At 52.6% G+C, this 25,923-nt stretch carries 20 protein-coding genes, 3 tRNA genes and 3 rRNA genes; 18 read left to right on the top strand and 8 right to left on the bottom strand.

The genetic code is table 11. The features are described from left to right. Positions 1-3: 3 nt before the first annotated feature. Entirely contained in the window at positions 4-996 is a 993-nt protein-coding gene (rbsR, locus tag LY264_RS24465) for a ribose operon transcriptional repressor RbsR (protein ID WP_003023757.1), read from the top strand. Here the strand turns inward: rbsR and mdtD are convergent. Then, positions 962-2,389 (bottom strand): multidrug transporter subunit MdtD, encoded by a 1,428-nt coding sequence (gene mdtD, locus LY264_RS24460; RefSeq protein ID WP_008786557.1) that lies wholly within the window; start codon positions 2,387-2,389, stop codon positions 962-964. The genes rbsR and mdtD overlap by 35 nt on opposite strands. A 1-nt stretch (position 2,390) precedes the next feature. Further along, the gene (locus LY264_RS24455; protein WP_003023753.1) at positions 2,391-3,095 is read right to left on the bottom strand and encodes a FadR/GntR family transcriptional regulator; all 705 of its coding nucleotides are present in this window, start codon (positions 3,093-3,095) and stop codon (positions 2,391-2,393) included. Between the two features lie 481 nt (positions 3,096-3,576). Between LY264_RS24455 and LY264_RS24450 the strand changes: the two genes are divergently transcribed. The 6 genes from LY264_RS24450 (at position 3,577) to LY264_RS24425 (ending at position 8,875) form a co-directional block, all read left to right on the top strand. Next, a 16S ribosomal RNA gene (locus tag LY264_RS24450) occupies positions 3,577-5,118 on the top strand. A gap of 85 nt (positions 5,119-5,203) precedes the next feature. Further along, positions 5,204-5,279 (top strand) — tRNA-Glu (locus LY264_RS24445). Positions 5,280-5,500: 221 nt separating this feature from the next. Then, positions 5,501-8,407, top strand: a 23S ribosomal RNA gene (locus tag LY264_RS24440). A gap of 92 nt (positions 8,408-8,499) precedes the next feature. Continuing rightward, positions 8,500-8,615: ribosomal RNA gene (gene rrf / locus LY264_RS24435) — 5S ribosomal RNA — on the top strand. Together the 16S, 23S and 5S rRNA genes with 3 tRNA genes alongside form the textbook arrangement of a ribosomal RNA operon. A gap of 55 nt (positions 8,616-8,670) precedes the next feature. Next, positions 8,671-8,747 (top strand) — tRNA-Asp (locus tag LY264_RS24430). A gap of 52 nt (positions 8,748-8,799) precedes the next feature. Beyond that, positions 8,800-8,875, top strand: a tRNA-Trp gene (locus LY264_RS24425). A 99-nt stretch (positions 8,876-8,974) separates the two neighbouring features. Here LY264_RS24425 and hdfR read toward each other — a convergent pair. Continuing rightward, positions 8,975-9,820: an HTH-type transcriptional regulator HdfR gene (gene hdfR / locus LY264_RS24420; protein WP_008787063.1), complete on the bottom strand. Its 846-nt coding sequence runs from the start codon at positions 9,818-9,820 to the stop codon at positions 8,975-8,977. 106 nt (positions 9,821-9,926) lie between these two features. On the opposite strand from hdfR, the gene maoP reads away from it, so the two are divergent. Continuing rightward, positions 9,927-10,265 carry a macrodomain Ori organization protein MaoP gene (gene maoP / locus LY264_RS24415; RefSeq protein ID WP_003018025.1) on the top strand — a complete coding sequence of 113 codons (339 nt, stop codon included), beginning with the start codon at positions 9,927-9,929 and terminating at the stop codon, positions 10,263-10,265. Positions 10,266-10,289: 24 nt separating this feature from the next. Here the strand turns inward: maoP and LY264_RS24410 are convergent, their stop codons facing one another. Further along, positions 10,290-11,810, bottom strand: coding sequence for a YifB family Mg chelatase-like AAA ATPase (locus LY264_RS24410; protein WP_048227384.1), 1,521 nt, complete (start codon positions 11,808-11,810; stop codon positions 10,290-10,292). Between the two features lie 352 nt (positions 11,811-12,162). Between LY264_RS24410 and ilvL the strand changes: the two genes are divergently transcribed. The 6 genes from ilvL to ilvA all read left to right on the top strand — a co-directional run bounded on the left by ilvL (position 12,163) and on the right by ilvA (position 18,813). Continuing rightward, entirely contained in the window at positions 12,163-12,261 is a 99-nt protein-coding gene (gene ilvL, locus LY264_RS24405) for an ilv operon leader peptide (RefSeq protein WP_001311244.1), read from the top strand. Between the two features lie 139 nt (positions 12,262-12,400). After that, positions 12,401-14,047 (top strand): acetolactate synthase 2 catalytic subunit, encoded by a 1,647-nt coding sequence (gene ilvG, locus LY264_RS24400; protein ID WP_048227383.1) that lies wholly within the window; start codon positions 12,401-12,403, stop codon positions 14,045-14,047. Continuing rightward, the gene (gene ilvM / locus LY264_RS24395) at positions 14,044-14,307 is read left to right on the top strand and encodes an acetolactate synthase 2 small subunit (RefSeq protein WP_003018017.1); all 264 of its coding nucleotides are present in this window, start codon (positions 14,044-14,046) and stop codon (positions 14,305-14,307) included. The genes ilvG and ilvM overlap by 4 nt, the downstream gene beginning before the upstream one ends. Positions 14,308-14,324: 17 nt before the next feature. Beyond that, a complete protein-coding gene (locus LY264_RS24390) occupies positions 14,325-15,254 on the top strand; it encodes a branched-chain amino acid transaminase (protein ID WP_003829030.1) in 930 nt (309 codons plus the stop codon). 158 nt (positions 15,255-15,412) lie between these two features. Next, the gene (gene ilvD, locus LY264_RS24385) at positions 15,413-17,263 is read left to right on the top strand and encodes a dihydroxy-acid dehydratase (RefSeq protein ID WP_008787065.1); all 1,851 of its coding nucleotides are present in this window, start codon (positions 15,413-15,415) and stop codon (positions 17,261-17,263) included. A gap of 5 nt (positions 17,264-17,268) precedes the next feature. Beyond that, on the top strand, positions 17,269-18,813 hold the full coding sequence (gene ilvA, locus LY264_RS24380) for a threonine ammonia-lyase, biosynthetic (protein ID WP_048227443.1): 1,545 nt from the start codon (positions 17,269-17,271) through the stop codon (positions 18,811-18,813). A gap of 63 nt (positions 18,814-18,876) precedes the next feature. On the opposite strand, the gene fabV is transcribed toward ilvA, so the two are convergent. Then, positions 18,877-20,070 carry an enoyl-ACP reductase FabV gene (gene fabV, locus LY264_RS24375; protein WP_008787067.1) on the bottom strand — a complete coding sequence of 398 codons (1,194 nt, stop codon included), beginning with the start codon at positions 20,068-20,070 and terminating at the stop codon, positions 18,877-18,879. Positions 20,071-20,242: 172 nt separating this feature from the next. After that, positions 20,243-21,145, bottom strand: coding sequence for an HTH-type transcriptional activator IlvY (gene ilvY, locus LY264_RS24370; RefSeq protein WP_003829023.1), 903 nt, complete (start codon positions 21,143-21,145; stop codon positions 20,243-20,245). Positions 21,146-21,309: 164 nt separating this feature from the next. Between ilvY and ilvC the strand changes: the two genes are divergently transcribed. Continuing rightward, complete coding sequence (gene ilvC, locus LY264_RS24365) at positions 21,310-22,785, top strand: ketol-acid reductoisomerase (protein WP_048227382.1); 1,476 nt, start codon at positions 21,310-21,312, stop codon at positions 22,783-22,785. 100 nt (positions 22,786-22,885) lie between these two features. Here the strand turns inward: ilvC and ppiC (LY264_RS24360) are convergent, their stop codons facing one another. Together ppiC (LY264_RS24360) and ppiC (LY264_RS24355) are read right to left on the bottom strand one after the other, a co-directional pair. Then, positions 22,886-23,167 carry a peptidylprolyl isomerase PpiC gene (ppiC, locus tag LY264_RS24360; protein ID WP_003017999.1) on the bottom strand — a complete coding sequence of 94 codons (282 nt, stop codon included), beginning with the start codon at positions 23,165-23,167 and terminating at the stop codon, positions 22,886-22,888. A 49-nt stretch (positions 23,168-23,216) separates the two neighbouring features. Further along, the gene (ppiC, locus tag LY264_RS24355) at positions 23,217-23,498 is read right to left on the bottom strand and encodes a peptidylprolyl isomerase PpiC (RefSeq protein ID WP_038634595.1); all 282 of its coding nucleotides are present in this window, start codon (positions 23,496-23,498) and stop codon (positions 23,217-23,219) included. A gap of 193 nt (positions 23,499-23,691) precedes the next feature. On the opposite strand from ppiC (LY264_RS24355), the gene LY264_RS24350 reads away from it, so the two are divergent. The 3 genes from LY264_RS24350 to pnuC are packed head-to-tail and all read left to right on the top strand — an operon-like array spanning position 23,692 to position 25,899. Beyond that, positions 23,692-24,396 carry a Crp/Fnr family transcriptional regulator gene (locus LY264_RS24350; RefSeq protein ID WP_048227558.1) on the top strand — a complete coding sequence of 235 codons (705 nt, stop codon included), beginning with the start codon at positions 23,692-23,694 and terminating at the stop codon, positions 24,394-24,396. A gap of 25 nt (positions 24,397-24,421) precedes the next feature. Beyond that, positions 24,422-25,171 carry a nucleoside phosphorylase gene (locus LY264_RS24345; RefSeq protein ID WP_048227515.1) on the top strand — a complete coding sequence of 250 codons (750 nt, stop codon included), beginning with the start codon at positions 24,422-24,424 and terminating at the stop codon, positions 25,169-25,171. Next, positions 25,171-25,899, top strand: coding sequence for a nicotinamide riboside transporter PnuC (gene pnuC, locus LY264_RS24340; RefSeq protein WP_048227516.1), 729 nt, complete (start codon positions 25,171-25,173; stop codon positions 25,897-25,899). The genes LY264_RS24345 and pnuC overlap by 1 nt, the downstream gene beginning before the upstream one ends. Positions 25,900-25,923 lie beyond the last annotated feature (24 nt).

Here is a 25,923-nt window from a genome sequence, read left to right as displayed (position 1 = left end):
CGCTTGGCTACAATGAAGGACGTCGCCCGCCTGGCGGGTGTTTCCACGTCGACGGTTTCTCACGTCATTAATAAAGATCGCTTTGTCAGTGAGTCCGTCACTGACAAAGTAGAAGCTGCAATTAAAGCGCTTAACTACGCGCCCTCCGCACTGGCGCGTAGCCTCAAGTTAAACCAGACCCGCACGATTGGCATGTTAATCACTGCCAGTACCAATCCCTTCTATTCTGAACTAGTGCGCGGCGTTGAACGTAGCTGTTTTGAGCGCGGCTACAGCCTGGTGCTGTGCAATACCGAAGGCGATGAACAGCGCATGAACCGTAACCTGGAAACTCTGATGCAAAAACGTGTGGACGGCTTGTTGCTGCTCTGCACCGAAACACATCAGCCTTCCAGAGAGATAATGCAGCGTTATCCTTCTATACCGACCGTGATGATGGACTGGTCGCCTTTTGATGGTGAAAGCGATCTGATTCAGGATAACTCCTTGCTGGGCGGGGATTTAGCCACGCAACATCTTATCGAAAAAGGTTTTACGCGCATTGCCTGCATCACCGGGCCGCTGGATAAAACCCCGGCGCGTTTGCGTCTGGAAGGATATCGGGCAGCAATGAAGCGGGCGGGGTTGCCTGTCCCGGAAGGCTACGAGATTACCGGTGACTTTGAGTTCGGCGGCGGCTTTGAAGCTATGCAAACGTTGCTGTCGCATAAACAGCGACCGCAGGCTGTTTTTACCGGCAATGATGCAATGGCAGTTGGCGCGTATCAGGCTCTGTACCAGTCAGGATTGCGCATTCCGCAGGATATGGCTGTGGTGGGTTACGATGATATCGAGCTGGCGCGCTATATGACGCCGCCCCTGACGACCATCCACCAACCAAAAGATGAATTGGGCGAACTGGCCATCGATGTATTAATTCACCGGATGGCGCAGCCCGCATTACAGCAACAGCGTTTGCAGCTTACTCCTGTTCTGATGGAGCGGGGGTCGGTTTAGGTTTGTGCCGATCTTTGATCAGGTTACGTCCATCTTTGGCTTTTAGCAGCATGAACATCAGCGCGGATATTACCGTGATAGCGCCCATCGTCATAAAGGTGTAGTGGAACTGTTCGACCGTATTGGTTCCTTCCATACCTTCATAGATACGCAGAACGGCGGCGCTGATGGCAACCCCTAAACTGATTGATAACTGCTGAGTAACAGCCAATACGCTGTTGCCGCTGCTGGCATTTTCATCGGTCAGATCCGCCAGAGTGATGGTATTCATTGAAGTAAACTGGGTGGACATCGCCATACCTAAAATGAACAACGGCAGGATTAGCATCCAGATCGGCATGGCAGGAGATTGCAAAGCGAACTGCGCAATCATCAGGCCGATAAATACCGTAACACCCACCAATGTGGTCCTGTAGCCGAGTTTGCGCAGAACCTGCGTCACCATGGATTTTGCCAGAATTGAACCCAACGCTGTTGGCGCCATCATGCAGCCGGCTATCAGAGCCGGATATCCAAATCCTACCTGCAACATCAGCGGCATTAAGAAGGGCACGCAGCCTGTGCCCAGGCGAGTGGCGAGGTTTCCGGCGATCCCAACAGAAAAGGTCCGAGTCTTAAATATCGGAAGCGATATCAGCGGCGTTGGGTGGCGACGCGCATGGCGAATATAGGCGAGTAGTAACAACACACTGGCAAGAATAATACCGAGTGCGACCCAGGTCTCGACAAGCTTCTCACCGAACAATTCAACGCCGCTGGAAAACAATACCAGGCTCAAACCAAACAGAAAGAAACCGGTCATATCAAAACCGCGGCGTGGCGTGGTGAAGTTCGGCATATATTTGCGGGCATAGAAGATACCGGCAATGCCAATTGGAATATTAATCAGGAAGATCCAGTGCCAACTGGCCCATGTAACCAGTACACCGCCCAATACCGGACCTAAAATCGGCCCCACAAGTCCTGGCATGGTGACGAAGTTAAGCACGGGAAGCAGTTCGCTGCGGGGGTAAGCACGCAATAACGCCAGACGGGCAACGGGCATCATCATGGCGCCACCGATCCCCTGAATGACACGGAAAATCACCAGCTCGCTTAAGGAACTGGACAGCGCGCAGGCCAGCGATCCCAACGTAAACAGGCTAACGGCAATCATAAAGACGCGTCGGGTACCAAATCGGTCTGCCAGCCAACCACTTACCGGGATCAGCATCGCGACAGTCAGGGTATAGCTGATAATGGCCGACTGCATGGCGAGTGGAGAGCGGTTAAGACTATGTGCTATTGCGGGTAGGGCGGTATTGAGGATCGTGGCGTCTAGTGCCTGCATAAAAAAGGCCATGGCTGCTATCCACGGTAGCCCGGCCATACTGCGTGATTTCTTTTCTGACATATTATTTATCCGGTAGCACGTTCGGTGCTATCAGCAATGCCTGACAGGCAGCAAAGGCGCGATCGCCATCGTTATCATCTATTGCATCGACAATGGCCTGGTGCAAATCCAGTTTCACCACATCGTTATAGGTAATAGAGGTAAAGTAGGTCTGGTAAACCGAATGGAACAGAGATGCAAAGGAAATAAGGAACGGATTCGCACTCATTTCATAGATGTGCTCATGCCAGGCGATATCAACCTCAATCCAGCGTTCGCGTCTGAAGTTTCTTTTCAGCTCGACCATCTCTTCCATCAGCGTGTTGAGGTGCGCTTTCTGTTCAGCCGTACCTATAGTCGCTGCCAGTAAGCACGCCTGAGGCTCCAGGCTGATACGCATCACCAGAAAATGTTTAATGACCTGCGGGAAATTATCTTCCGTCATCCACCAGGTGAGTAGCTCCTGGTCAAGGAAGTTCCAGTTTGCTTGCGGCATGACGCGTGTGCCAATACGTGGGCGCGGTAATACCATACCTTTTGCCGTTAATGTTTTTACCGCCTCTCTTACCGCGGTGCGACTCACGCCAAACTGATCGCCCAGCTCTATTTCGCCAGGCAATATTGCACCCGGCGCGTATTCACCTTTTAATATTCGCTGAGCCAGCTTTTCGGCCAGAACGTAGGACAAGTTTTTCTGTGCGGCTAGCTGTTGGGCATTTAACGGCATGAATGTTCTTCCTTACTCTTTTTCTTATTCATTAGTATGCCACCTGGAAGTGTGATTGCGGCTGCAAAAACGGCAATTTGCTTATTTTATGGCATGTTAATGGTTGTTTTGGTGAAAAAACACGCACTCGGAAAGTTATTTTAAATTTCCCCTTGTCAGCCTGAAATAACTCCCTATAATGCGCCTCCACTGACACGGAACAACGGATTACAAGCCGCCGGGTCAGCGGGGTTCCACTGAGAACTCCGGCGAAGAAAGCGAAATTAAATGCTTGACTTCGTAGCGGGATGGCGTAATATGCACACCCCGCGCCGCTGAGAAAAAGCGAAGCGGCACTGCTCTTTAACAATTTATCAGACAATCTGTGTGGGCACTCGAAGATACGGATTCTTAACGTCGCAAGACGAAAAATGAATACCAAGTCTCAACGAGTGAACACGTAATTCATTACGAAGTTTAATTCATTGAGCATCAAACTTTTAAATTGAAGAGTTTGATCATGGCTCAGATTGAACGCTGGCGGCAGGCCTAACACATGCAAGTCGAACGGTAGCACAGAGGAGCTTGCTCCTTGGGTGACGAGTGGCGGACGGGTGAGTAATGTCTGGGAAACTGCCCGATGGAGGGGGATAACTACTGGAAACGGTAGCTAATACCGCATAACGTCGCAAGACCAAAGAGGGGGACCTTCGGGCCTCTTGCCATCGGATGTGCCCAGATGGGATTAGCTAGTAGGTGGGGTAACGGCTCACCTAGGCGACGATCCCTAGCTGGTCTGAGAGGATGACCAGCCACACTGGAACTGAGACACGGTCCAGACTCCTACGGGAGGCAGCAGTGGGGAATATTGCACAATGGGCGCAAGCCTGATGCAGCCATGCCGCGTGTATGAAGAAGGCCTTCGGGTTGTAAAGTACTTTCAGCGAGGAGGAAGGTGTTGTGGTTAATAACCGCAGCAATTGACGTTACTCGCAGAAGAAGCACCGGCTAACTCCGTGCCAGCAGCCGCGGTAATACGGAGGGTGCAAGCGTTAATCGGAATTACTGGGCGTAAAGCGCACGCAGGCGGTCTGTCAAGTCGGATGTGAAATCCCCGGGCTCAACCTGGGAACTGCATCCGAAACTGGCAGGCTAGAGTCTTGTAGAGGGGGGTAGAATTCCAGGTGTAGCGGTGAAATGCGTAGAGATCTGGAGGAATACCGGTGGCGAAGGCGGCCCCCTGGACAAAGACTGACGCTCAGGTGCGAAAGCGTGGGGAGCAAACAGGATTAGATACCCTGGTAGTCCACGCCGTAAACGATGTCGACTTGGAGGTTGTGCCCTTGAGGCGTGGCTTCCGGAGCTAACGCGTTAAGTCGACCGCCTGGGGAGTACGGCCGCAAGGTTAAAACTCAAATGAATTGACGGGGGCCCGCACAAGCGGTGGAGCATGTGGTTTAATTCGATGCAACGCGAAGAACCTTACCTACTCTTGACATCCAGAGAACTTAGCAGAGATGCTTTGGTGCCTTCGGGAACTCTGAGACAGGTGCTGCATGGCTGTCGTCAGCTCGTGTTGTGAAATGTTGGGTTAAGTCCCGCAACGAGCGCAACCCTTATCCTTTGTTGCCAGCGATTCGGTCGGGAACTCAAAGGAGACTGCCAGTGATAAACTGGAGGAAGGTGGGGATGACGTCAAGTCATCATGGCCCTTACGAGTAGGGCTACACACGTGCTACAATGGCATATACAAAGAGAAGCGACCTCGCGAGAGCAAGCGGACCTCATAAAGTATGTCGTAGTCCGGATTGGAGTCTGCAACTCGACTCCATGAAGTCGGAATCGCTAGTAATCGTGGATCAGAATGCCACGGTGAATACGTTCCCGGGCCTTGTACACACCGCCCGTCACACCATGGGAGTGGGTTGCAAAAGAAGTAGGTAGCTTAACCTTCGGGAGGGCGCTTACCACTTTGTGATTCATGACTGGGGTGAAGTCGTAACAAGGTAACCGTAGGGGAACCTGCGGTTGGATCACCTCCTTACCTTAAAGAACCGACCTTTGCAGTGCTCACACAGATTGTCTGATGAAAAGTAAATAGCAAGGCGTCTTGCGATTGAGACTTCAGTGTCCCCTTCGTCTAGAGGCCCAGGACACCGCCCTTTCACGGCGGTAACAGGGGTTCGAATCCCCTAGGGGACGCCACTTGCTGGTATGTGTGAGTGAAAGTCGCCGACCGAAGTATCTCAAAACTGACTTTCGAGTCACGTTTGAGATATTTGCTCTTTAAAAATCTGGATCAAGCTGAAAATTGAAACGACACACTGTTTCATTTCTCCGTAATAAGAAATGAAAAGCGGTGTGTTCGAGTCTCTCAAATTTTTGCAAGTCGATGATGAATCGAAAGAAACATCTTCGGGTTGTGAGGTTAAGCGACTAAGCGTACACGGTGGATGCCCTGGCAGTCAGAGGCGATGAAGGACGTGCTAATCTGCGATAAGCGTCGGTAAGGTGATATGAACCGTTATAACCGGCGATTTCCGAATGGGGAAACCCAGTGTGATTCGTCACACTATCATTACGTGAATACATAGCGTAATGAAGCGAACCGGGGGAACTGAAACATCTAAGTACCCCGAGGAAAAGAAATCAACCGAGATTCCCCCAGTAGCGGCGAGCGAACGGGGAGCAGCCCAGAGTCTGAATCAGCATGTGTGTTAGTGGAAGCGTCTGGAAAGTCGCACGATACAGGGTGAAAGTCCCGTACACAAAAGTGCATGTGTTGTGAACTCGAAGAGTAGGGCGGGACACGTGGTATCCTGTCTGAATATGGGGGGACCATCCTCCAAGGCTAAATACTCCTGACTGACCGATAGTGAACCAGTACCGTGAGGGAAAGGCGAAAAGAACCCCGGCGAGGGGAGTGAAAAAGAACCTGAAACCGTGTACGTACAAGCAGTGGGAGCACCCTTTGGGGTGTGACTGCGTACCTTTTGTATAATGGGTCAGCGACTTATATTCTGTAGCAAGGTTAACCGAATAGGGGAGCCGAAGGGAAACCGAGTCTTAACTGGGCGTTAAGTTGCAGGGTATAGACCCGAAACCCGGTGATCTAGCCATGGGCAGGTTGAAGGTTGGGTAACACTAACTGGAGGACCGAACCGACTAATGTTGAAAAATTAGCGGATGACTTGTGGCTGGGGGTGAAAGGCCAATCAAACCGGGAGATAGCTGGTTCTCCCCGAAAGCTATTTAGGTAGCGCCTCGTGAACTCATCTTCGGGGGTAGAGCACTGTTTCGGCTAGGGGGTCATCCCGACTTACCAACCCGATGCAAACTGCGAATACCGAAGAATGTTATCACGGGAGACACACGGCGGGTGCTAACGTCCGTCGTGAAGAGGGAAACAACCCAGACCGCCAGCTAAGGTCCCAAAGTCATGGTTAAGTGGGAAACGATGTGGGAAGGCACAGACAGCCAGGATGTTGGCTTAGAAGCAGCCATCATTTAAAGAAAGCGTAATAGCTCACTGGTCGAGTCGGCCTGCGCGGAAGATGTAACGGGGCTAAACCATGCACCGAAGCTGCGGCAGCGACACTATGTGTTGTTGGGTAGGGGAGCGTTCTGTAAGCCGTTGAAGGTGTGTCGTGAGGCATGCTGGAGGTATCAGAAGTGCGAATGCTGACATAAGTAACGATAATGCGGGTGAAAAACCCGCACGCCGGAAGACCAAGGGTTCCTGTCCAACGTTAATCGGGGCAGGGTGAGTCGACCCCTAAGGCGAGGCCGAAAGGCGTAGTCGATGGGAAACAGGTTAATATTCCTGTACTTGGTGTTACTGCGAAGGGGGGACGGAGAAGGCTATGTTAGCCGGGCGACGGTTGTCCCGGTTTAAGCATGTAGGCGGAGGTTCCAGGTAAATCCGGTACCTTTTAACGCTGAGGTGTGATGACGAGGCACTACGGTGCTGAAGTAACAAATGCCCTGCTTCCAGGAAAAGCCTCTAAGCATCAGGTAACACGAAATCGTACCCCAAACCGACACAGGTGGTCAGGTAGAGAATACCAAGGCGCTTGAGAGAACTCGGGTGAAGGAACTAGGCAAAATGGTGCCGTAACTTCGGGAGAAGGCACGCTGATATGTAGGTGAAGTGATTTACTCATGGAGCTGAAATCAGTCGAAGATACCAGCTGGCTGCAACTGTTTATTAAAAACACAGCACTGTGCAAACACGAAAGTGGACGTATACGGTGTGACGCCTGCCCGGTGCCGGAAGGTTAATTGATGGGGTTATCCGTAAGGAGAAGCTCTTGATCGAAGCCCCGGTAAACGGCGGCCGTAACTATAACGGTCCTAAGGTAGCGAAATTCCTTGTCGGGTAAGTTCCGACCTGCACGAATGGCGTAATGATGGCCAGGCTGTCTCCACCCGAGACTCAGTGAAATTGAACTCGCTGTGAAGATGCAGTGTACCCGCGGCAAGACGGAAAGACCCCGTGAACCTTTACTATAGCTTGACACTGAACACTGGTCCTTGATGTGTAGGATAGGTGGGAGGCTTTGAAGTGTGGACGCCAGTCTGCATGGAGCCATCCTTGAAATACCACCCTTTAATGGCTGGTGTTCTAACGTAGACCCGTAATCCGGGTTGCGGACAGTGTCTGGTGGGTAGTTTGACTGGGGCGGTCTCCTCCTAAAGAGTAACGGAGGAGCACGAAGGTTAGCTAATCCTGGTCGGACATCAGGAGGTTAGTGCAAAGGCATAAGCTAGCTTGACTGCGAGAGTGACGGCTCGAGCAGGTGCGAAAGCAGGTCTTAGTGATCCGGTGGTTCTGAATGGAAGGGCCATCGCTCAACGGATAAAAGGTACTCCGGGGATAACAGGCTGATACCGCCCAAGAGTTCATATCGACGGCGGTGTTTGGCACCTCGATGTCGGCTCATCACATCCTGGGGCTGAAGTAGGTCCCAAGGGTATGGCTGTTCGCCATTTAAAGTGGTACGCGAGCTGGGTTTAGAACGTCGTGAGACAGTTCGGTCCCTATCTGCCGTGGGCGCTGGAGAATTGAGGGGGGCTGCTCCTAGTACGAGAGGACCGGAGTGGACGCATCACTGGTGTTCGGGTTGTCATGCCAATGGCATTGCCCGGTAGCTAAATGCGGAAGAGATAAGTGCTGAAAGCATCTAAGCACGAAACTTGCCCCGAGATGAGTTCTCCCTGACCCTTTAAGGGTCCTGAAGGAACGTTGAAGACGACGACGTTGATAGGTCGGGTGTGTAAGTGTAGCGATACATTGAGCTAACCGATACTAATGAACCGTGAGGCTTAACCTTACAACGCCGAAGATGTTTTGGCGAAGAGAGATATTTTCAGCCTGATTACAGATTACATCGACATGCAAAAGCGTGTTGATAGACAGAATTTGCCTGGCGGCTGTAGCGCGGTGGTCCCACCTGACCCCATGCCGAACTCAGAAGTGAAACGCCGTAGCGCCGATGGTAGTGTGGGGTCTCCCCATGCGAGAGTAGGGAACTGCCAGGCATCAAATTGCAGTAAACCGGGATGAAGAATCCGGGTAGTGACAAAGAAATTCGGTGGAGCGGTAGTTCAGTTGGTTAGAATACCTGCCTGTCACGCAGGGGGTCGCGGGTTCGAGTCCCGTCCGTTCCGCCACTTATTAGAAAATTAAGCCTGCTACTAAGCAGGCTTAATGATAAGAAGATTTAGGGGCGTAGCTCAGTTGGTAGAGCACCGGTCTCCAAAACCGGGTGTCGCGAGTTCGAGTCTCTCCGCCCCTGCCAGAAACAATCCTTAGCATTATTGCTAAGGATTTTTTTTACCTGTAATTTGAGTTTTTCCTTCTTTCTATTTTACTCCCGGCATCCTTGCCAGCGTTTTCCTTAATCTTCCAGAATATTCGTTCTCAGCAGATCGCAAATCAGCGCATGTTTATCGCTATTTTGCAGCCAAACTGCATATAACGGGCGTGAAAGCGTTGTACTGTCGGTAACCGTATGGAGATCGCTTTTACCTTTAGCCCAGCTGACCGGTAGCCAGCTAAAACCTTTGAGGACTGAAAGTTGCTGCCTGGCTAATTCTGCCGAACTGGTGGTAAGTACCGGCACTTCATCTCCCGCAATCAATCCAGCCTCGTGTTGCTGAAAGTCAGGTCCCCATTCCAGACGCAGATAATTCAGTTCATCTTTGGTTTGTGAAGGAGAACTGCAATACAGCGCCAGCGTGAAATATCCCAACAGTTGGCTGCTAAATTCGTCCATTTTGGGCGTTTCGGTAGTAATCAATAGATCAAGCTGTCGTTCATGAAGCTGTTTTACTAACGACTGTCGCTGCGCGATCCTCGCTTCAAATTGCAGGCTGGATTGTGGCTCCTGGGATTGGTACAAACGCCCCAGCCAGCCATTAAGCATGCATTCCCAGAGGGATGCGCTGGCACCAATAGAAAACTCGTTATGCCGCGAGGTATTCGCAACCTCCTTACGTGCTGCTTGCCACGTATTCATCAGCGTTTCAGCGTAAGGTAATAATTTTTCACCTGCAGCGGTTAAACGGATATTGTTTCTGTGTCGGGTGAACAGGTTTACACCCAATTGATTTTCCAGTTGTCTGATCCGAAAACTAACCGCTGATTGGGTCAGATAGAGCGCTTCAGCAGCCCTGCCAAAGTGGCGTGTCCGGCTAACTTCCAGGAAAGTTTTTAACAATTCCGTATCCACAACTCGCTCCATAAAATTATTTGTCGTTATGATTTAAATCTTTTGTTTGACGCTCTGTCAAGCGTAACTAATACTCCGCGCCATAAATAGCTCGGCCAAAGAATTAGGAGCGTGCAGGATGGCGGAAAGCTTTACGACGACTAATCGATATTTCGATAATAAATATTATCCCCGCGGATTCTCCCGTCATGGTGATTTCACCATTAAAGAAGCACAACTGCTTGAGCGTCACGGTTATGCTTTCAACGAGCTGGATCTGGGCAAGCGTGAGCCGGTAACGGAAGAAGAAAAACTGTTTGTTGCGGTATGCCGTGGTGAGCGCGAACCGGTTACCGAAGCTGAACGTGTGTGGTCCAAATACATGACGCGCATTAAGCGTCCAAAACGCTTCCACACGCTGTCTGGCGGGAAACCTCAGGTGGAAGGTGCGGAAGACTACACCGAATCTGATGATTAATAAAAAAGGGCGAAAGCCCTTTTTTTATGCCAGTAGTTTCTGCAAATGAATGAGTAATCTGTCTATCGCCCGATACCCAACAGCCTCCTGTAAGTGCTGGCGAGATATATGGTCAGATTGTTCTATATCCGCGATCGTTCGAGCGACCTTTATCAGGCGTAACCAGGCGCGGATGAATAATCCGAGATGCGCGAGCGTTTCTTCAAGCCACTGCGCATCGTCGCTACGCAGTGGACAGTATTTATGGATATCCTGACTGTCCAGTTGCGCATTTAACTTATTCTGCCGCCGATACTGACGCTCTCGTGCTGCTATAACGCGTTGCTTCACCGTTGCGCTATCTTCCCCTTTTACCTGGCTCTGGCTGAGTATGCCGGGCGGCGGTAAGGGGATTTCGAGGGAGAGATCGAAGCGGTCAAGAAATGGGCCTGATAATCGATTGAGGTAGCGTAGTGTCTGCTCTGGGGTACAGCGGTTATGGTTCCCCTGATAATGTCCTGTTGGGCTAGGATTCATGGCAGCAATAAGCTGAAAACGCGCGGGGTAAGTTATTTTTGCCCGAGTGCGGGATAAATGAATCTGCCCGGACTCAATGGGCTCTCGCAGTGCATCCAGCGTGCGCCGCTCAAACTCGGGAAGTTCATCCAGAAACAGTATGCCGTTATGCGCCAGAGATATCTCGCCTGGCGCAGGAATAGAGCCGCCACCGACCATGGCAGTTAATGAAGCACTGTGATGTGGCGAACGAAAAGGGCGTTGTTTCCACTGTTTTTGTAGCGTGTCGGAATTGACCAGACTTAGAATCGCGGCGCTTTCCAGTGCTTCATCATTGCTCAGTGGCGGAAGCAATCCTCTCAGGCGACTGGCCAGCATGGTCTTACCCGTTCCCGGCGGCCCGATGAGTAAGAGGTTATGACCGCCAGCTGCGGTAAGCTCCAGCCCGCGTTTACCCTGTTCCTGGCCGATAACATCGCTCAGATCATCTGCTAATGCGCAGGGGGTAAAATCTGCCGATGATGGTCTGTCTAAATCATGCTTACCTTCGAGAAATGCGCATACGGCCTGTAGATGATCGGCTATCAGGCACCCTTCACCGTGTATCAGTCCCACTTCAGCTGCATTCTCTTTTGCGACAATAATTCTCCTGCCTGCGCGAATAGCTTCAGTTGCACTTGATATCGCACCGGGAACGCCACGTAACGCGCCTGTAAGCGCTAATTCGCCTACCAGCTCGTATGTATCGAGGTTATGGGTTGTAAGCTGCTTAGACGCTGCCAGAAGCGCAACTGCGATAGGTAAATCATATCGTCCCCCTTCTTTCGGGAGATCGGCCGGAGCGAGGTTTATGGTTATCTTCTTCGCCGGGAATTCATAACCGCTATTAATAATCGCACTGCGAACTCGATCGCGAGCCTCTTTTACCGTTGTTTCGGGTAATCCCACCATGGTTAAACCAGGCAAACCATTGCTGATATGTACCTCGATGGTAATGGCTGGCGCATTCACGCCCAGCGCAGCGCGTGTGTGAACAATCGATAGTGACATAATCCCTCCTGATGAAAGCATTATGTCGCAATACATCGCGGCAAGATTTCACATAATTACGGTTTTTAGAGGCTTATTCCCGTGTTTTTATGTAGCTCAATACTGCTTGCATAAAGCCTGGAATAGCGCTCGCAAACGCTTTTGAATAACGTTTTTAGTAGGGAACGGGTTGCCGAGAATCACCTGAAACGTGAAATATTTTCACTTTTGATTTTTTGTATAAAAAACAACGATATTTATCTAAACCGTTAACGGCGTCAGAAAAACGAATAAAAAAATAACTTGTGTCATTTGCAAATTCTATGGTAACTCTTTAGGTATTCCTTCGAACAAGATGCAAGAAAATACAAAAATGACAGCCCTTCTACGAGTGATTAGCCTGGTCGTGATTAGCGTGGTGGTGATTATTATCCCACCGTGCGGGGCTGCACTTGGACGAGGAAAGGCTTAGAAAACAAGCCTTAACGAACTAAGACCCCCGCACCGAAAGGTCCGGGGGTTTTTTTTGACCTTAAAAACATACACGAGGAGCAGAAAGTGAACGGTAGCATAAAATTCTGTTTCTCAAGATTTACGGCGGGGATGTAACTATGAATGGGGCACAGTGGGTGGTACATGCGTTGCGTGCACAAGGGGTTCAAACCGTCTTTGGTTATCCTGGTGGCGCAATTATGCCGGTTTACGATGCGTTGTATGACGGCGGCGTAGAACACCTGTTGTGCCGACACGAGCAGGGCGCGGCAATGGCGGCAATTGGCTATGCCCGTGCGACCGGTAAAACCGGCGTGTGTATCGCCACTTCAGGTCCTGGCGCTACCAACCTGATCACCGGACTTGCCGATGCGCTGTTAGATTCTGTTCCTGTGGTGGCGATCACCGGTCAGGTGGCCTCACCTTTCATCGGAACGGATGCGTTTCAGGAAGTGGACGTTCTGGGTATGTCTTTGTCCTGTACCAAACACAGTTTCCTGGTGCAGTCACTGGAAGAGCTGCCGCGCATTATGGCAGAGGCTTTCGCTGTGGCGAACTCCGGTCGTCCGGGTCCGGTTCTGGTTGATATCCCGAAAGACATCCAGCTGGCCAGCGGTACGCTGGAGCCGTATTTTACGACCGTCGAAAACGTAGAGGATTTCCCGCACGCTGACGTTGAGCAGGCACGTAAAATGCTGGCGCAGGCGCAAAAACCGATCCTGTACGTCGGTGGCGGCGTTGGTATGGCGCAGGCGGTCCCGGCCCTGCGTGAATTTATCGCGGTAACCCAAATGCCGGTCGCCTGCACGCTGAAAGGTCTGGGCGCAGTAGAATCTGACTACCCATACTATTTGGGTATGTTGGGAATGCATGGCACTAAAGCGGCAAATTTCGCGGTGCAAGAATGTGATTTACTGATTGCAGTGGGCGCGCGTTTTGATGACCGGGTGACCGGTAAGCTGAATACCTTCGCACCGAACGCCAGCGTGATCCACATGGATATCGACCCTGCGGAAATGAACAAGCTGCGTCAGGCGCACGTAGCATTGCAGGGTGATTTAAATTCTCTGCTGCCGGCATTGCAGCAATCTCTGAAGATTGACGCATGGCGTCAGCATAGCGCTGAACTGCGCACAGAGCATACCTGGCGCTATGATCATCCCGGTGAGGCTATCTACGCGCCACTGTTGTTGAAGCAGTTGTCCGATCGCAAACCCACGGACAGCGTAGTGACAACGGATGTTGGTCAGCATCAGATGTGGTCGGCGCAGCATATGACCTACACCCGCCCGGAAAATTTCATCACCTCGAGCGGTCTGGGTACGATGGGCTTTGGCCTGCCAGCAGCGGTTGGTGCGCAGGTTGCTCGCCCGAACGATACGGTAATCTGTATCTCCGGTGACGGCTCCTTCATGATGAATGTACAGGAGCTGGGCACCGTAAAACGCAAGCAGTTGCCGCTGAAAATAGTTTTACTCGACAACCAGCGGTTAGGCATGGTGCGACAATGGCAGCAGCTGTTTTTCCAGGAACGTTATAGCGAAACCACCCTTACCGATAACCCCGATTTCCTCATGTTGGCCAGCGCCTTCGGCATACCAGGTCAACACATCACCCGTAAAGACCAGGTTGAAGCGGCACTCGACACCATGCTGAACAGCGAGGGGCCATACCTGCTTCATGTCTCAATCGACGAACTTGAGAATGTCTGGCCTCTGGTACCGCCAGGTGCCAGTAACTCAGAAATGCTGGAGAAATTATCATGATGCAACATCAGGTCGCCGTTGAGGCTCGTTTCAATCCGGAAACGTTAGAACGTGTTTTACGCGTGGTACGCCATCGCGGTTTTCAGGTGTGCTCCATGAATATGGAAGCCGCCAGCGATGCGCAAAATATAAATATCGAATTGACCGTTGCCAGCCCCCGGTCGGTCGACTTACTGTTTAGTCAGTTAAGTAAACTGGTAGACGTTGCACATGTTGCTATCTGCCAGAGCACAACCACATCACAACAAATCCGCGCCTGAGCGCAAAAGGAAGAAAAATGACGACGAAAAAAGCTGATTACATTTGGTCTAATGGCGAGATGATTCGTTGGGAAGACGCGAAGGTTCACGTGATGTCCCACGCGCTGCACTACGGTACTTCAGTATTCGAAGGCATCCGTTGCTACGATTCTCACAAAGGGCCGGTGGTGTTCCGTCATCGCGAACATATGCAGCGTCTGCGTGATTCAGCCAAGATCTATCGTTTTCCGGTTTCTCAGAGCGTTGATGAGCTGATGGAAGCTTGCCGCGAGGTGATTCGTAAAAACAATCTGACCAGCGCCTATATCCGTCCGCTGGTGTTTGTTGGCGACGTGGGGATGGGCGTTAACCCGCCAGCGGGATACACCACTGACGTGATCATCGCCGCGTTCCCGTGGGGTGCTTACCTTGGTGCAGAAGCGCTGGAGCAGGGGATCGACGCGATGGTTTCATCCTGGAACCGCGTGGCGCCAAACACCATCCCTACTGCTGCTAAAGCGGGCGGTAACTATCTGTCTTCGCTGCTGGTGGGTAGCGAAGCGCGTCGTCATGGCTATCAGGAAGGCATTGCGCTGGATGTGAATGGTTACATCTCCGAAGGTGCGGGCGAAAACCTGTTTGAAGTAAAAGACGGCATTCTGTTTACCCCGCCGTTTACCTCTTCCGCGCTGCCGGGTATCACTCGTGATGCGATCATTAAGCTGGCGAAAGATCTCGATATCGAAGTGCGTGAGCAGGTGCTGTCTCGTGAATCACTGTACCTGGCCGACGAAGTGTTCATGTCCGGTACCGCGGCCGAAATCACCCCAGTACGCAGTGTCGATGGTATCCAGGTGGGTGAAGGCCGCTGCGGTCCGGTCACCAAACGCATCCAGCAGGCCTTCTTTGGCCTCTTCACCGGTGAAACGGAAGATAAATACGGCTGGTTGGATTCAGTAAACCAATAACAAAATTAATATTTCCCCAAAATAATTCACGTTGCAGGAAGACGGCAACGCAGCAAGTCCCAGGAGCTTACTGGAGTAAGTGACTGGGGTGAGCGAGGCGGCCAACGCACCTGCGGCGTGAAGTATGCAGGGGAAAGACAGACGGGAGTTAATCAAGCATGCCTAAGTATCGTTCTGCCACCACCACCCACGGCCGCAACATGGCAGGTGCCCGCGCACTGTGGCGCGCCACCGGGATGACCGATGATGATTTCGGTAAACCGATTATCGCTGTGGTGAACTCCTTTACCCAGTTTGTGCCGGGTCACGTCCACCTGCGCGATCTCGGTAAGCTGGTTGCCGAACAAATCGAAGCCTCAGGCGGCGTGGCGAAAGAGTTCAACACCATTGCTGTGGATGATGGTATCGCCATGGGCCATGGCGGCATGCTGTATTCACTGCCGTCGCGTGAGCTGATCGCTGACTCCGTTGAGTACATGGTTAACGCCCACTGCGCCGATGCGATGGTCTGCATCTCCAACTGCGATAAAATCACCCCCGGGATGTTAATGGCCTCTCTGCGCCTGAACATCCCGGTTATCTTCGTTTCCGGCGGCCCGATGGAAGCCGGGAAAACTAAGCTCTCTGACCAAATCATCAAGCTCGACCTGGTTGATGCGATGATTCAGGGCGCTGACCCGAAAGTTTCCGACTCACAAAGCGAGCAGGTTGAACGTTCCGCTTGCCCAACCTGCGGCTCCTGTTCCGGTATGTTCACCGCTAACTCGATGAACTGCCTGACCGAAGCGCTGGGCTTGTCGCAGCCGGGTAACGGTTCGCTGTTGGCGACTCACGCCGACCGTAAAGAACTTTTCCTCACCGCAGGCCAGCGGATCGTCGAGCTGACCAAACGTTATTATGAGCAGGACGATGCTTCCGCGCTGCCGCGCAACATTGCCAGCAAGGCAGCGTTTGAGAACGCCATGACGCTGGATATCGCCATGGGCGGCTCCACCAACACCGTTCTGCACCTGCTGGCGGCCGCGCAGGAAGCGGAAATCGACTTCACCATGAGTGATATCGACAAGCTGTCCCGCAAAGTCCCGCAGCTGTGTAAAGTGGCGCCGAGTACGCAGAAATACCATATGGAAGACGTGCACCGCGCAGGCGGCGTACTGGGTATTTTAGGCGAACTGGATCGTGCTGGACTGCTGAACCGCGACGTGAAAAACGTGCTGGGGCTGACTCTGCCGCAAACGCTCGATCGGTATGACGTGATGTTGACCAAAGACGACGCGGTGAAAAAAATGTTCCGTGCAGGCCCGGCCGGCATTCGTACTACCCAGGCGTTCTCACAGGACTGCCGTTGGGATACGCTGGATGACGACCGCGCTGAAGGCTGCATTCGCTCGCTGGAGCACGCTTACAGCAAAGACGGCGGTCTGGCAGTTCTGTACGGTAACTTCGCGGAAAACGGCTGTATTGTAAAAACCGCTGGCGTGGATGACAGCATCCTGAAATTCACCGGCCCAGCAAAAGTGTATGAAAGCCAGGACGATGCGGTTGAAGCCATCCTCGGCGGTAAAGTGGTGGCTGGCGACGTGGTTGTCATTCGCTACGAAGGGCCGAAAGGCGGGCCAGGCATGCAGGAAATGCTCTACCCAACCACCTTCCTGAAATCGATGGGCCTCGGTAAGGCTTGCGCGCTGATTACCGACGGTCGTTTCTCCGGCGGTACTTCGGGGCTTTCCATTGGTCACGTTTCTCCGGAAGCGGCCAGCGGCGGTAATATCGCGATTATCGAAGATGGTGACATGATTGCCATCGATATCCCGAATCGTGGTATTCAACTTCAACTGAGTGATGCGGAAATCGCTGCGCGCCGTGAAGCGCAGGAAGCTCGCGGTGACAAAGCCTGGACGCCAAAAGATCGTCAGCGTCAGGTCTCCTTTGCACTGCGCGCCTACGCCAGCCTGGCAACCAGTGCCGACAAAGGTGCGGTGCGCGATAAGTCGAAGCTCGGGGGATAATGACCATGGCGGATTCACAACCTCTATCCGGCGCTCCTGAGGGCGCCGAGTATCTCAGAGCGGTACTGCGTGCGCCGGTATACGAAGCGGCACAGGTGACGCCGCTACAGAAAATGGAAAAACTCTCTTCGCGCCTCGACAACGTCATTCTGGTGAAGCGCGAAGACCGTCAACCCGTTCACAGCTTCAAGCTACGCGGTGCCTATGCCATGATGGCGGGCTTGACCGAAGAGCAAAAAGCGCATGGCGTCATTACCGCATCGGCTGGTAATCATGCTCAGGGCGTCGCTTTCTCTTCTGCGCGATTAGGCGTGAAGGCGCTGATTGTCATGCCAACGGCTACCGCCGATATCAAAGTCGATGCCGTTCGCGGCTTCGGCGGAGAAGTGCTGCTGCACGGCGCGAACTTTGATGAAGCCAAAGCCAAAGCGATTGAATTGTCGCAGCAGCAGGGGTTTACCTGGGTGCCGCCGTTCGATCATCCGATGGTGATTGCCGGGCAGGGCACGCTGGCGCTGGAGTTACTTCAGCAGGATGCTCACCTTGACCGCGTTTTTGTGCCAGTTGGCGGCGGTGGTCTGGCGGCGGGCGTGGCAGTGCTGATAAAACAGCTGATGCCGCAAATCAAAGTGATTGCCGTGGAAGCGGAAGATTCGGCCTGTCTGAAAGCGGCGCTGGATGCCGGTCATCCGGTGGATCTGCCGCGTGTTGGTCTCTTTGCCGAAGGCGTGGCGGTGAAACGTATTGGCGATGAAACCTTCCGTCTGTGCCAGGAATACCTCGACGATATTATTACCGTGGATAGCGATGCTATTTGCGCGGCAATGAAAGACCTGTTCGAAGATGTACGCGCGGTGGCGGAGCCTTCCGGGGCGTTGGCGCTGGCGGGGATGAAAAAATATATCGCCCAGCATAATATTCGCGGCGAGCGTCTGGCGCATGTTCTTTCCGGCGCTAACGTTAACTTCCACGGCCTGCGCTACGTTTCTGAACGTTGCGAGCTGGGGGAACAGCGCGAAGCCTTGCTGGCCGTGACCATCCCGGAAGAAAAGGGCAGCTTCCTGAAGTTTTGCCAACTGCTGGGCGGGCGCTCGGTGACCGAGTTTAACTACCGCTTTGCTAATGCGAAAGACGCCTGCATTTTTGTCGGCGTACGTCTGAGCCGTGGGCTGGAAGAGCGTAAGGAAATCCTGCAACTGCTCAATGAGGGCGGCTATAGCGTGGTGGATCTGTCTGATGACGAGATGGCGAAGCTACACGTGCGCTATATGGTCGGTGGACGTCCGTCGAAACCCTTAAAGGAACGTCTTTATAGCTTCGAATTTCCGGAGTCGCCGGGGGCGTTGCTCAAATTCCTGCATACCTTGGGGACGCACTGGAATATTTCATTGTTCCACTATCGCAGTCACGGCACTGACTATGGTCGTGTGCTGGCGGCGTTTGAGTTGGGTGAACACGAGCCTGATTTCGAAACGCGGCTGAATGAACTGGGTTATGACTGTCATGATGAAACACATAACCCGGCGTTCAGGTTCTTCCTGGCGGGTTAACGACAGCCATTAAAAAAGGGTTCATGTAAAAACATGAACCCTTTTTGCTACTGTATCAGCAGATTACAGCGTGATAACGTCGAATTCGACTTCGGTATTCACGTCAGCATCGTAATCCACACCGTCGAGGGCAAAACCGAACAGATTCAGGAATTCCTGCTTGTATCCTGCATAGTCAGTTTCTTGCGCCAGGTTTTCGGTAGTGATCAGCGGCCACAGATCGCGACATGCCTGCTGAATGTCGTCACGCAGTTCCCAGTCATCCATACGGATACGCTGGTTGTCATCAAGCGCCACTTTATCGCCGTACAGGCTGGTGGTCATCAGACGGTTGATCTGCTCAATACAACCTTCGTGAATCCCCTGCGCTTTCATCAGCTTGAAGACCATGGAGATGTACAGTGGCATTACCGGAATCGCAGAAGATGCCTGGGTGATAACGGACTTCAGTACGGCAACGTTAGCGGAACCGTTCAGTGGTGCCAGCTGGTTACGCAGCTCACCCGCCGCGCGATCGAGGTCTTCTTTCGCTTTGCCCAGCGCGCCGTGCCAGTAGATTGGCCAGGTCAGGTCGGTACCGATGTAGGAGTAGGCTACGGTTTTCACACCATCAGCCAGCACGCCCGCTTCGCTCAGCGCGCCCATCCACAGTTCCCAGTCTTCGCCGCCCATGACGGTGACGGTGTTCTGAACTTCTTCTTCGGTTGCCGGCTCAATGCTGGCGGTGATGATCTGATCTTTGTTGGTATCGATCGCTTTAGAGGTGTAAACCTCACCGATTGGCTTCAGCGCTGAACGGACGATTTCACCGGTTTTCGGCATTTTACGCACTGGGGAAGCCAGTGAGTAAACCACCAGGTCAATCTGACCCAGGTCTTCTTTGATCAGTTTGATCACTTCATCACGGCATTCGTCAGAGAACGCATCGCCGTTGATGCTCTTGGAGTACAGACCTTCACGCTTGGCTGCTTCGTCGAAAGCTGCAGAGTTATACCAGCCTGCGGAACCTGGTTTGGTATCCGTGCCCGGTTTTTCGAAAAATACGCCGATAGTGGCGGCACCGCTGCCAAAGGCGGCGGAAATTCTGGAAGCCAGACCGTAACCGGTGGAAGCACCGATCACCAGCACGCGAGACGGGCCGTTCTCGATTTTCCCGTTCTGCTTAACATACTCGATCTGCTTTTCCACGTTGACTTTGCAGCCAGTCGGATGGGTCGTTGTACAGATGAATCCACGAATTTTTGGTTTGATTATCATAATGATGGCTAATTAAGTTTGTATTTTCGCTGTCAAGTGCGCAATGACACCGTCTGTTCTGGCCTGCTTAACGCGATGGTTAACAAGCCCCCCACTACAATGGATCACGACATTATACAGAAAAGGAGCGCCAATACTGAATCTACCACTGATTTTAGACCTGACGCTGGCGCTACTCTGCGGATTTACGTTCCAGAACAATCTTCCAAAACGCGTCGATCAGCGGTTCATGCAGCCGCTTTTTCGGCGCGCAGACGCCAAGCTCGAACGGTGTTTTTTCGTCACTTCGCTCTAAAATCATCACGCGATTACGTACCGGCTCCGGGCTGTTTTCTAGCACCACTTCCGGCAGCAGCGCCACGCCGCAGCCCAGCGCTACCATTGAGACCATCGCTTCGTGGCCACCCACCGTGGCGTAAATCGATGGGTTGCTGATTTTGTGACGGCGGAACCACAGCTCGATACGGCGGCGTACTGGACCTTGATCGGCCATGATAAACGGCACCGTCGACCAGTCCGGCTTATCGACTGATACCTGATTACGCACCGGGCAGGGTAACGCCGGAGCGATCAACACAACCGTCAGATTCTCCAGCATCGAGAACGCCACCGCGCCAGGCAGTGTTTCGGGCTTACCGGCAATCGCCAGATCGGCTTCACCAGTGACCACTTTATCCATCGCATCGGCGGCGTCGCCGGTGGTGAGCTTAATTTCCACTGACGGATGCTCGGCGCGGAAACGGTCAAGGATTGGCGGCAGATGGCTGTAGGCGGCAGTTACCGAACAGAAAATATGCAGTTCGCCTGACAGCGACGGCCCTTGTTGATCGAGAGTGTGGCGTAACTGCTGGTACTGCAACAGCGTCTGTTGGGCAAACACGCGCAGCTCTTCACCGGCTTCGGTCAGCGTAACCGTACGGTTATCGCGCACAAACAGCGGCTGGCCGAGGTCTTCTTCGAGGCGCTGAATCTGTCGGGAAAGCGTGGATGGGCTGACGTGCATTGCCCGCGCGCTGCGGCCAAAGTGACGACTTTCAGCCAAATGCAGGAACATTTTCAGATCGCGTAAATCCACAGACGAGCCTCCGATTTTCTACGTTGCATAAATTGCAATGTGACGTTGTGAATATATCAATTTCCGCAATAAATTTCCTGTTGTAATGTGGATTCAATCTCGCAAATACAAATCTGCGAACCGAATAATAAGCACCACAACACAACATCACGGAGTACACCATCATGGCTAACTACTTTAATACACTGAACCTGCGCCAGCAGCTGGCACAGCTGGGTAAATGTCGCTTTATGGGTCGCGACGAATTCGCCGATGGTGCGAGCTACCTTCAGGGTAAAAAAGTGGTCATCGTCGGCTGTGGCGCCCAGGGTCTGAACCAGGGCCTGAACATGCGTGACTCCGGTCTGGATATCTCCTACGCACTGCGTAAAGAAGCCATTGCTGAGAAGCGTGCTTCCTGGCGTAAAGCGACCGAAAACGGCTTCAAAGTGGGTACCTACGAAGAGCTGATCCCGCAGGCTGATCTGGTGGTTAACCTGACTCCGGACAAGCAGCACTCCGACGTTGTGCGTTCTGTACAGCCGCTGATGAAAGACGGTGCAGCGCTGGGTTACTCCCACGGCTTCAACATCGTGGAAGTTGGCGAGCAGATCCGTAAAGACATCACTGTTGTGATGGTGGCACCGAAATGTCCGGGTACAGAAGTGCGTGAAGAGTACAAACGTGGTTTCGGCGTACCTACGCTGATCGCCGTTCACCCGGAAAACGATCCGAAAGGCGAAGGCATGGCGATTGCTAAAGCCTGGGCTGCGGCCACCGGCGGTCACCGTGCTGGCGTACTGGAGTCCTCCTTCGTGGCGGAAGTGAAATCTGACCTGATGGGTGAGCAGACTATCCTGTGCGGTATGCTGCAGGCCGGTTCTCTGCTGTGCTTCGATAAGCTGGTAGAAGAAGGTACTGACCCGGCATATGCTGAAAAACTGATTCAGTTCGGCTGGGAAACCATCACCGAAGCGCTGAAGCAGGGCGGCATCACCCTGATGATGGACCGTCTGTCTAACCCGGCGAAACTGCGTGCTTACGCGCTGTCCGAACAGCTGAAAGAGATCATGGCGCCGCTGTTCCAGAAACACATGGACGACATCATCTCCGGCGAATTCTCTTCCGGCATGATGGCTGACTGGGCTAACGACGATAAGAAACTGCTGACCTGGCGTGAAGAAACCGGCAAAACCGCGTTCGAAACCGCTCCGCAGTATGAAGGCAAAATCGGCGAGCAGGAGTACTTTGATAAAGGCGTGCTGATGATCGCGATGGTGAAAGCGGGCGTTGAGCTGGCGTTCGAAACTATGGTGGATTCCGGCATCATCGAAGAATCCGCTTACTACGAATCACTGCACGAGCTGCCGCTGATCGCCAACACCATCGCCCGTAAGCGTCTGTACGAAATGAACGTGGTTATCTCCGATACCGCCGAATACGGTAACTACCTGTTCTCTTACGCTTGCGTACCGCTGCTGAAAGAGTTCATGACCACCCTGCAGACCGGCGATCTGGGTAAAGCGATTGCCGAAGGCGCGGTAGATAACGCGCAACTGCGCGACGTGAATGACGCAATTCGCGGCCATGCTATCGAGAAAGTGGGCCAGAAACTGCGTGGCTACATGACTGATATGAAGCGCATTGCGGTCGCAGGATAATTCCTCATAGAGGAATGGCATATCAACAGCGCTTCGTAGGCCGGATAAGCGAAGCGCTATCCGGCAAAAAAAGCCCGGTGTTTAAACACCGGGCTTTCTATTAGTTACGGTACAGCACTTTAATGATGTGGTAACCGAACTGAGTGTGCAGCGGGCCGGTTGGCTCCAGCACAGGGCAGGAAAAGACCACTTTATCGAACGCCGGAACCATCTGGCCCTGACGGAATTCGCCTAAATCACCGCCGCGTTTGCCTGATGGGCAGATGGAGTGTTTCTTCGCCAGTTTGCCGAAGTCGGCGCCGTTTTTAATCTGTTCCAGAAGATCCAGTGCCAGTTTCTCTTCTTTAACAAGGATATGCACTGCTGCTGCTGTTTTTGCCATGATCGTGCCTTCAAAAGGGGGTCTGTAAGGCTCGCGATTTTAGCATGGCTTACCGTCGATACAGCACTTTGATGATGTGGTAGCCAAATTTGGTTTTTACAGGCCCGTAAGGTTTAAGCAGTGGGCAGCTAAACACAGCGGCATCAAATGGTCCCACCATCATCCCCTGTTTGAACTCGCCCAGATCGCCTCCGTTGCGCCCAGAGGGGCAGCGAGAATAGCGTTTTGCCAAATGATCGAAGCTAATACCGCGATCCAGCTTGCTCAGGATCTCCAGAGCTAATTTCTCTTCTTTTACCAGGATATGTAGGGCTGCCGCGCTCTTAGCCATTATTTTGTTCTCATGTCTCAAAGATGTCCCATTACTTTATCACCCGTCTTAGTCGTGGACATATACTCTTCGCCATCGCGGGACAGATGTCTCGCCTGATGTATGGAAACGGGAGATGAGCGACATTTTCTCTGCCGCATTCCCTTTTGCCGGGGACCTCCGTCCTGTCCCTACAGCCATGGAGCGAGATATCATGGATACAATGAAAAAAACTGAATTTTCAGTCGGATGGCTTACCGGGCTGGGTGATATTGTTCGCGATCCACAGCTCTATGAATTATTGAAATATTGCCCTCTGGACATCATGCAGCGCTGGCGTTTTGAAGAGATCCAACGCGGTGCCTTTATCTGTCGGCAAGGGGAAATATGTCAGCGTTTTTCGCTGATTATTGCCGGTGAAGTCGATGTTTTCTATGAGGCTGAAGATGGACGTCGTTATCGTCAAGCCCGCTACCGGAAAGGCGATATGCTGGGCGAACTCGAGATTTTTGAGTCGCGCCATTACATCTGTTCGGTAGTGGCGGTAGGACATGTGCAGCTTCTGAGCTTATCGCAGGAATACTTCAGCCGCTGGCTGGCGTTAGATAACCATTTTAACCAGCGGATGCTGCGCTTCTTTAGTCAGCAATATTACCAGCTGTCGAAAAAGGCCAGCAGCGACAATCTTTACTCGCTGTATCAGCGAGTGTGCCAGGCGTTATGGCTGCGTTATCAACAAGATGGCACAAATGAAATTTTGCTGGATAAGCTAAACCTCAGCGAGGAGCTGGCGGCGACGACCCGTAGTATTAATCGTATTTTACATGATCTGAAAGCGTTACAGATTATTGATACCGATGGTGAAAGCATTGTGTTGTTAGTCCCTGAAAAGTTAAAGCAGGAGGCTGATATCGGATAACCGTAAGAGTGAAGGAGGCGCGAGAATGTCGCTGCAACCCCATATCCAGTTAAGCAAGGAGATGACAGGCGCACGCTATGCGCTGCTGCCGGGAGACCCGTTGCGAGTCGATCGCATCGCCAATTTTCTTGATAACCCAGAATCGCTTGGTCAAAACCGTGAGTTTCGCGCCGCGCGAGGTTGGTATCAGGGGATCGAGATTTTAGTGCTCTCTACCGGAATCGGTGGACCGTCTACGGCTATTGCCATTGAAGAACTGCGTCAAATCGGTGTAAAGACCCTGATTCGTATCGGTAGCTGCGGGGCATTGCAGGATAATCTTGCGCTTGGTGACGTGATTATCGCCCATGCCGCGGTAACGGATGACGGGACCAGCCGTACCTATGCGCCTGCGGGCTATCCGGCCTGCGCCGACCCGCAGTTAACCTGGGAACTGATGGCGCAAGCGCGGCAGATGAATATTCCCGCCACATGTGGCCTGGTGCGCAGCCACGATAGTTTTTATACCGACCGGGAAGCGGAACTGGATGCGCAGTGGTCGGCACTCGGCGTTCTGGGTGCGGATATGGAAAGTGCCGCTTTGATGACCATCGGTGCGCTGCGCGGGTTACGTACGGCGTCATTACTCAATGTGGTGGTTGCCCACAACGGTTGTCTGGATAGCAGTATCAATGATTATGTCCAGCAGGAAACGTTGTGCCAACAGGGCGAAGAACGGCAAATTACCCTGGCGCTACGCGCCATTCATTCCGATAGTCAGCAAGGAGGTCAGTGATGGACTTTTTTAGCATTAACAATGTAATGGTCAACATTCCTCTCGGCGAAGGCGGCTATGCACTATCTTGGATTGAAGCCATTGGTACCGTATTTGGTCTGTTATGTATCTGGTGTGCCAGCCGGGAAAAAATCATCAATTACCTGTTTGGCCTGATTAACGTCACGCTGTTTGCGGCAATCTTTTTCCAGATTCAGCTCTATGCCAGCTTGTTGCTACAGGTGTTTTTCTTCGCCGCTAACATTTACGGTTGGTATGCGTGGAGCCGACAAAACGAGGCGCAGGAAGCTGCGCTCAAGGTACGTTGGCTTTCCCGTCAGCAAACCCTGGTGCTGGGCGGCGTTTGTGCGGTGGCGATAGTTTTGATGACGCTGTTTATCAATCCGGTGTTTGCAGCGCTTACCCGCATTATGATTGCACTGCTACAAATGATAGGTATACCGGTCGCGATGCCTGACCTTCAGCCCGATGCCTTCCCGTTCTGGGATTCCACCATGCTGGTGTTGTCGATTGCGGCCATGGTACTGATGACGCGCAAATTCGTCGAAAACTGGCTGCTGTGGGTGCTTATCGACGTGATTAGCGTGGTTATTTACGCGGTGCAGGGCGTTTACGCCATGTCGCTTGAGTATGTCCTGCTGACGGCAATCGCGGTGATGGGATCCTACAGCTGGATCAAGAGCGCGCAGCGCAACGGCTATACACCACTAGCCGCGACGGCTTCCTGATTGACCCGATTTTCTGGCTACTCA

This window comes from Citrobacter portucalensis (genome assembly GCF_023374935.1).
Classification (GTDB): Bacteria; Pseudomonadota; Gammaproteobacteria; order Enterobacterales; family Enterobacteriaceae; genus Citrobacter; species Citrobacter portucalensis.
The sequence above is the reverse complement of the archived record's forward strand: the minus strand, read 5'-3'. Positions and strand labels throughout refer to the sequence as shown.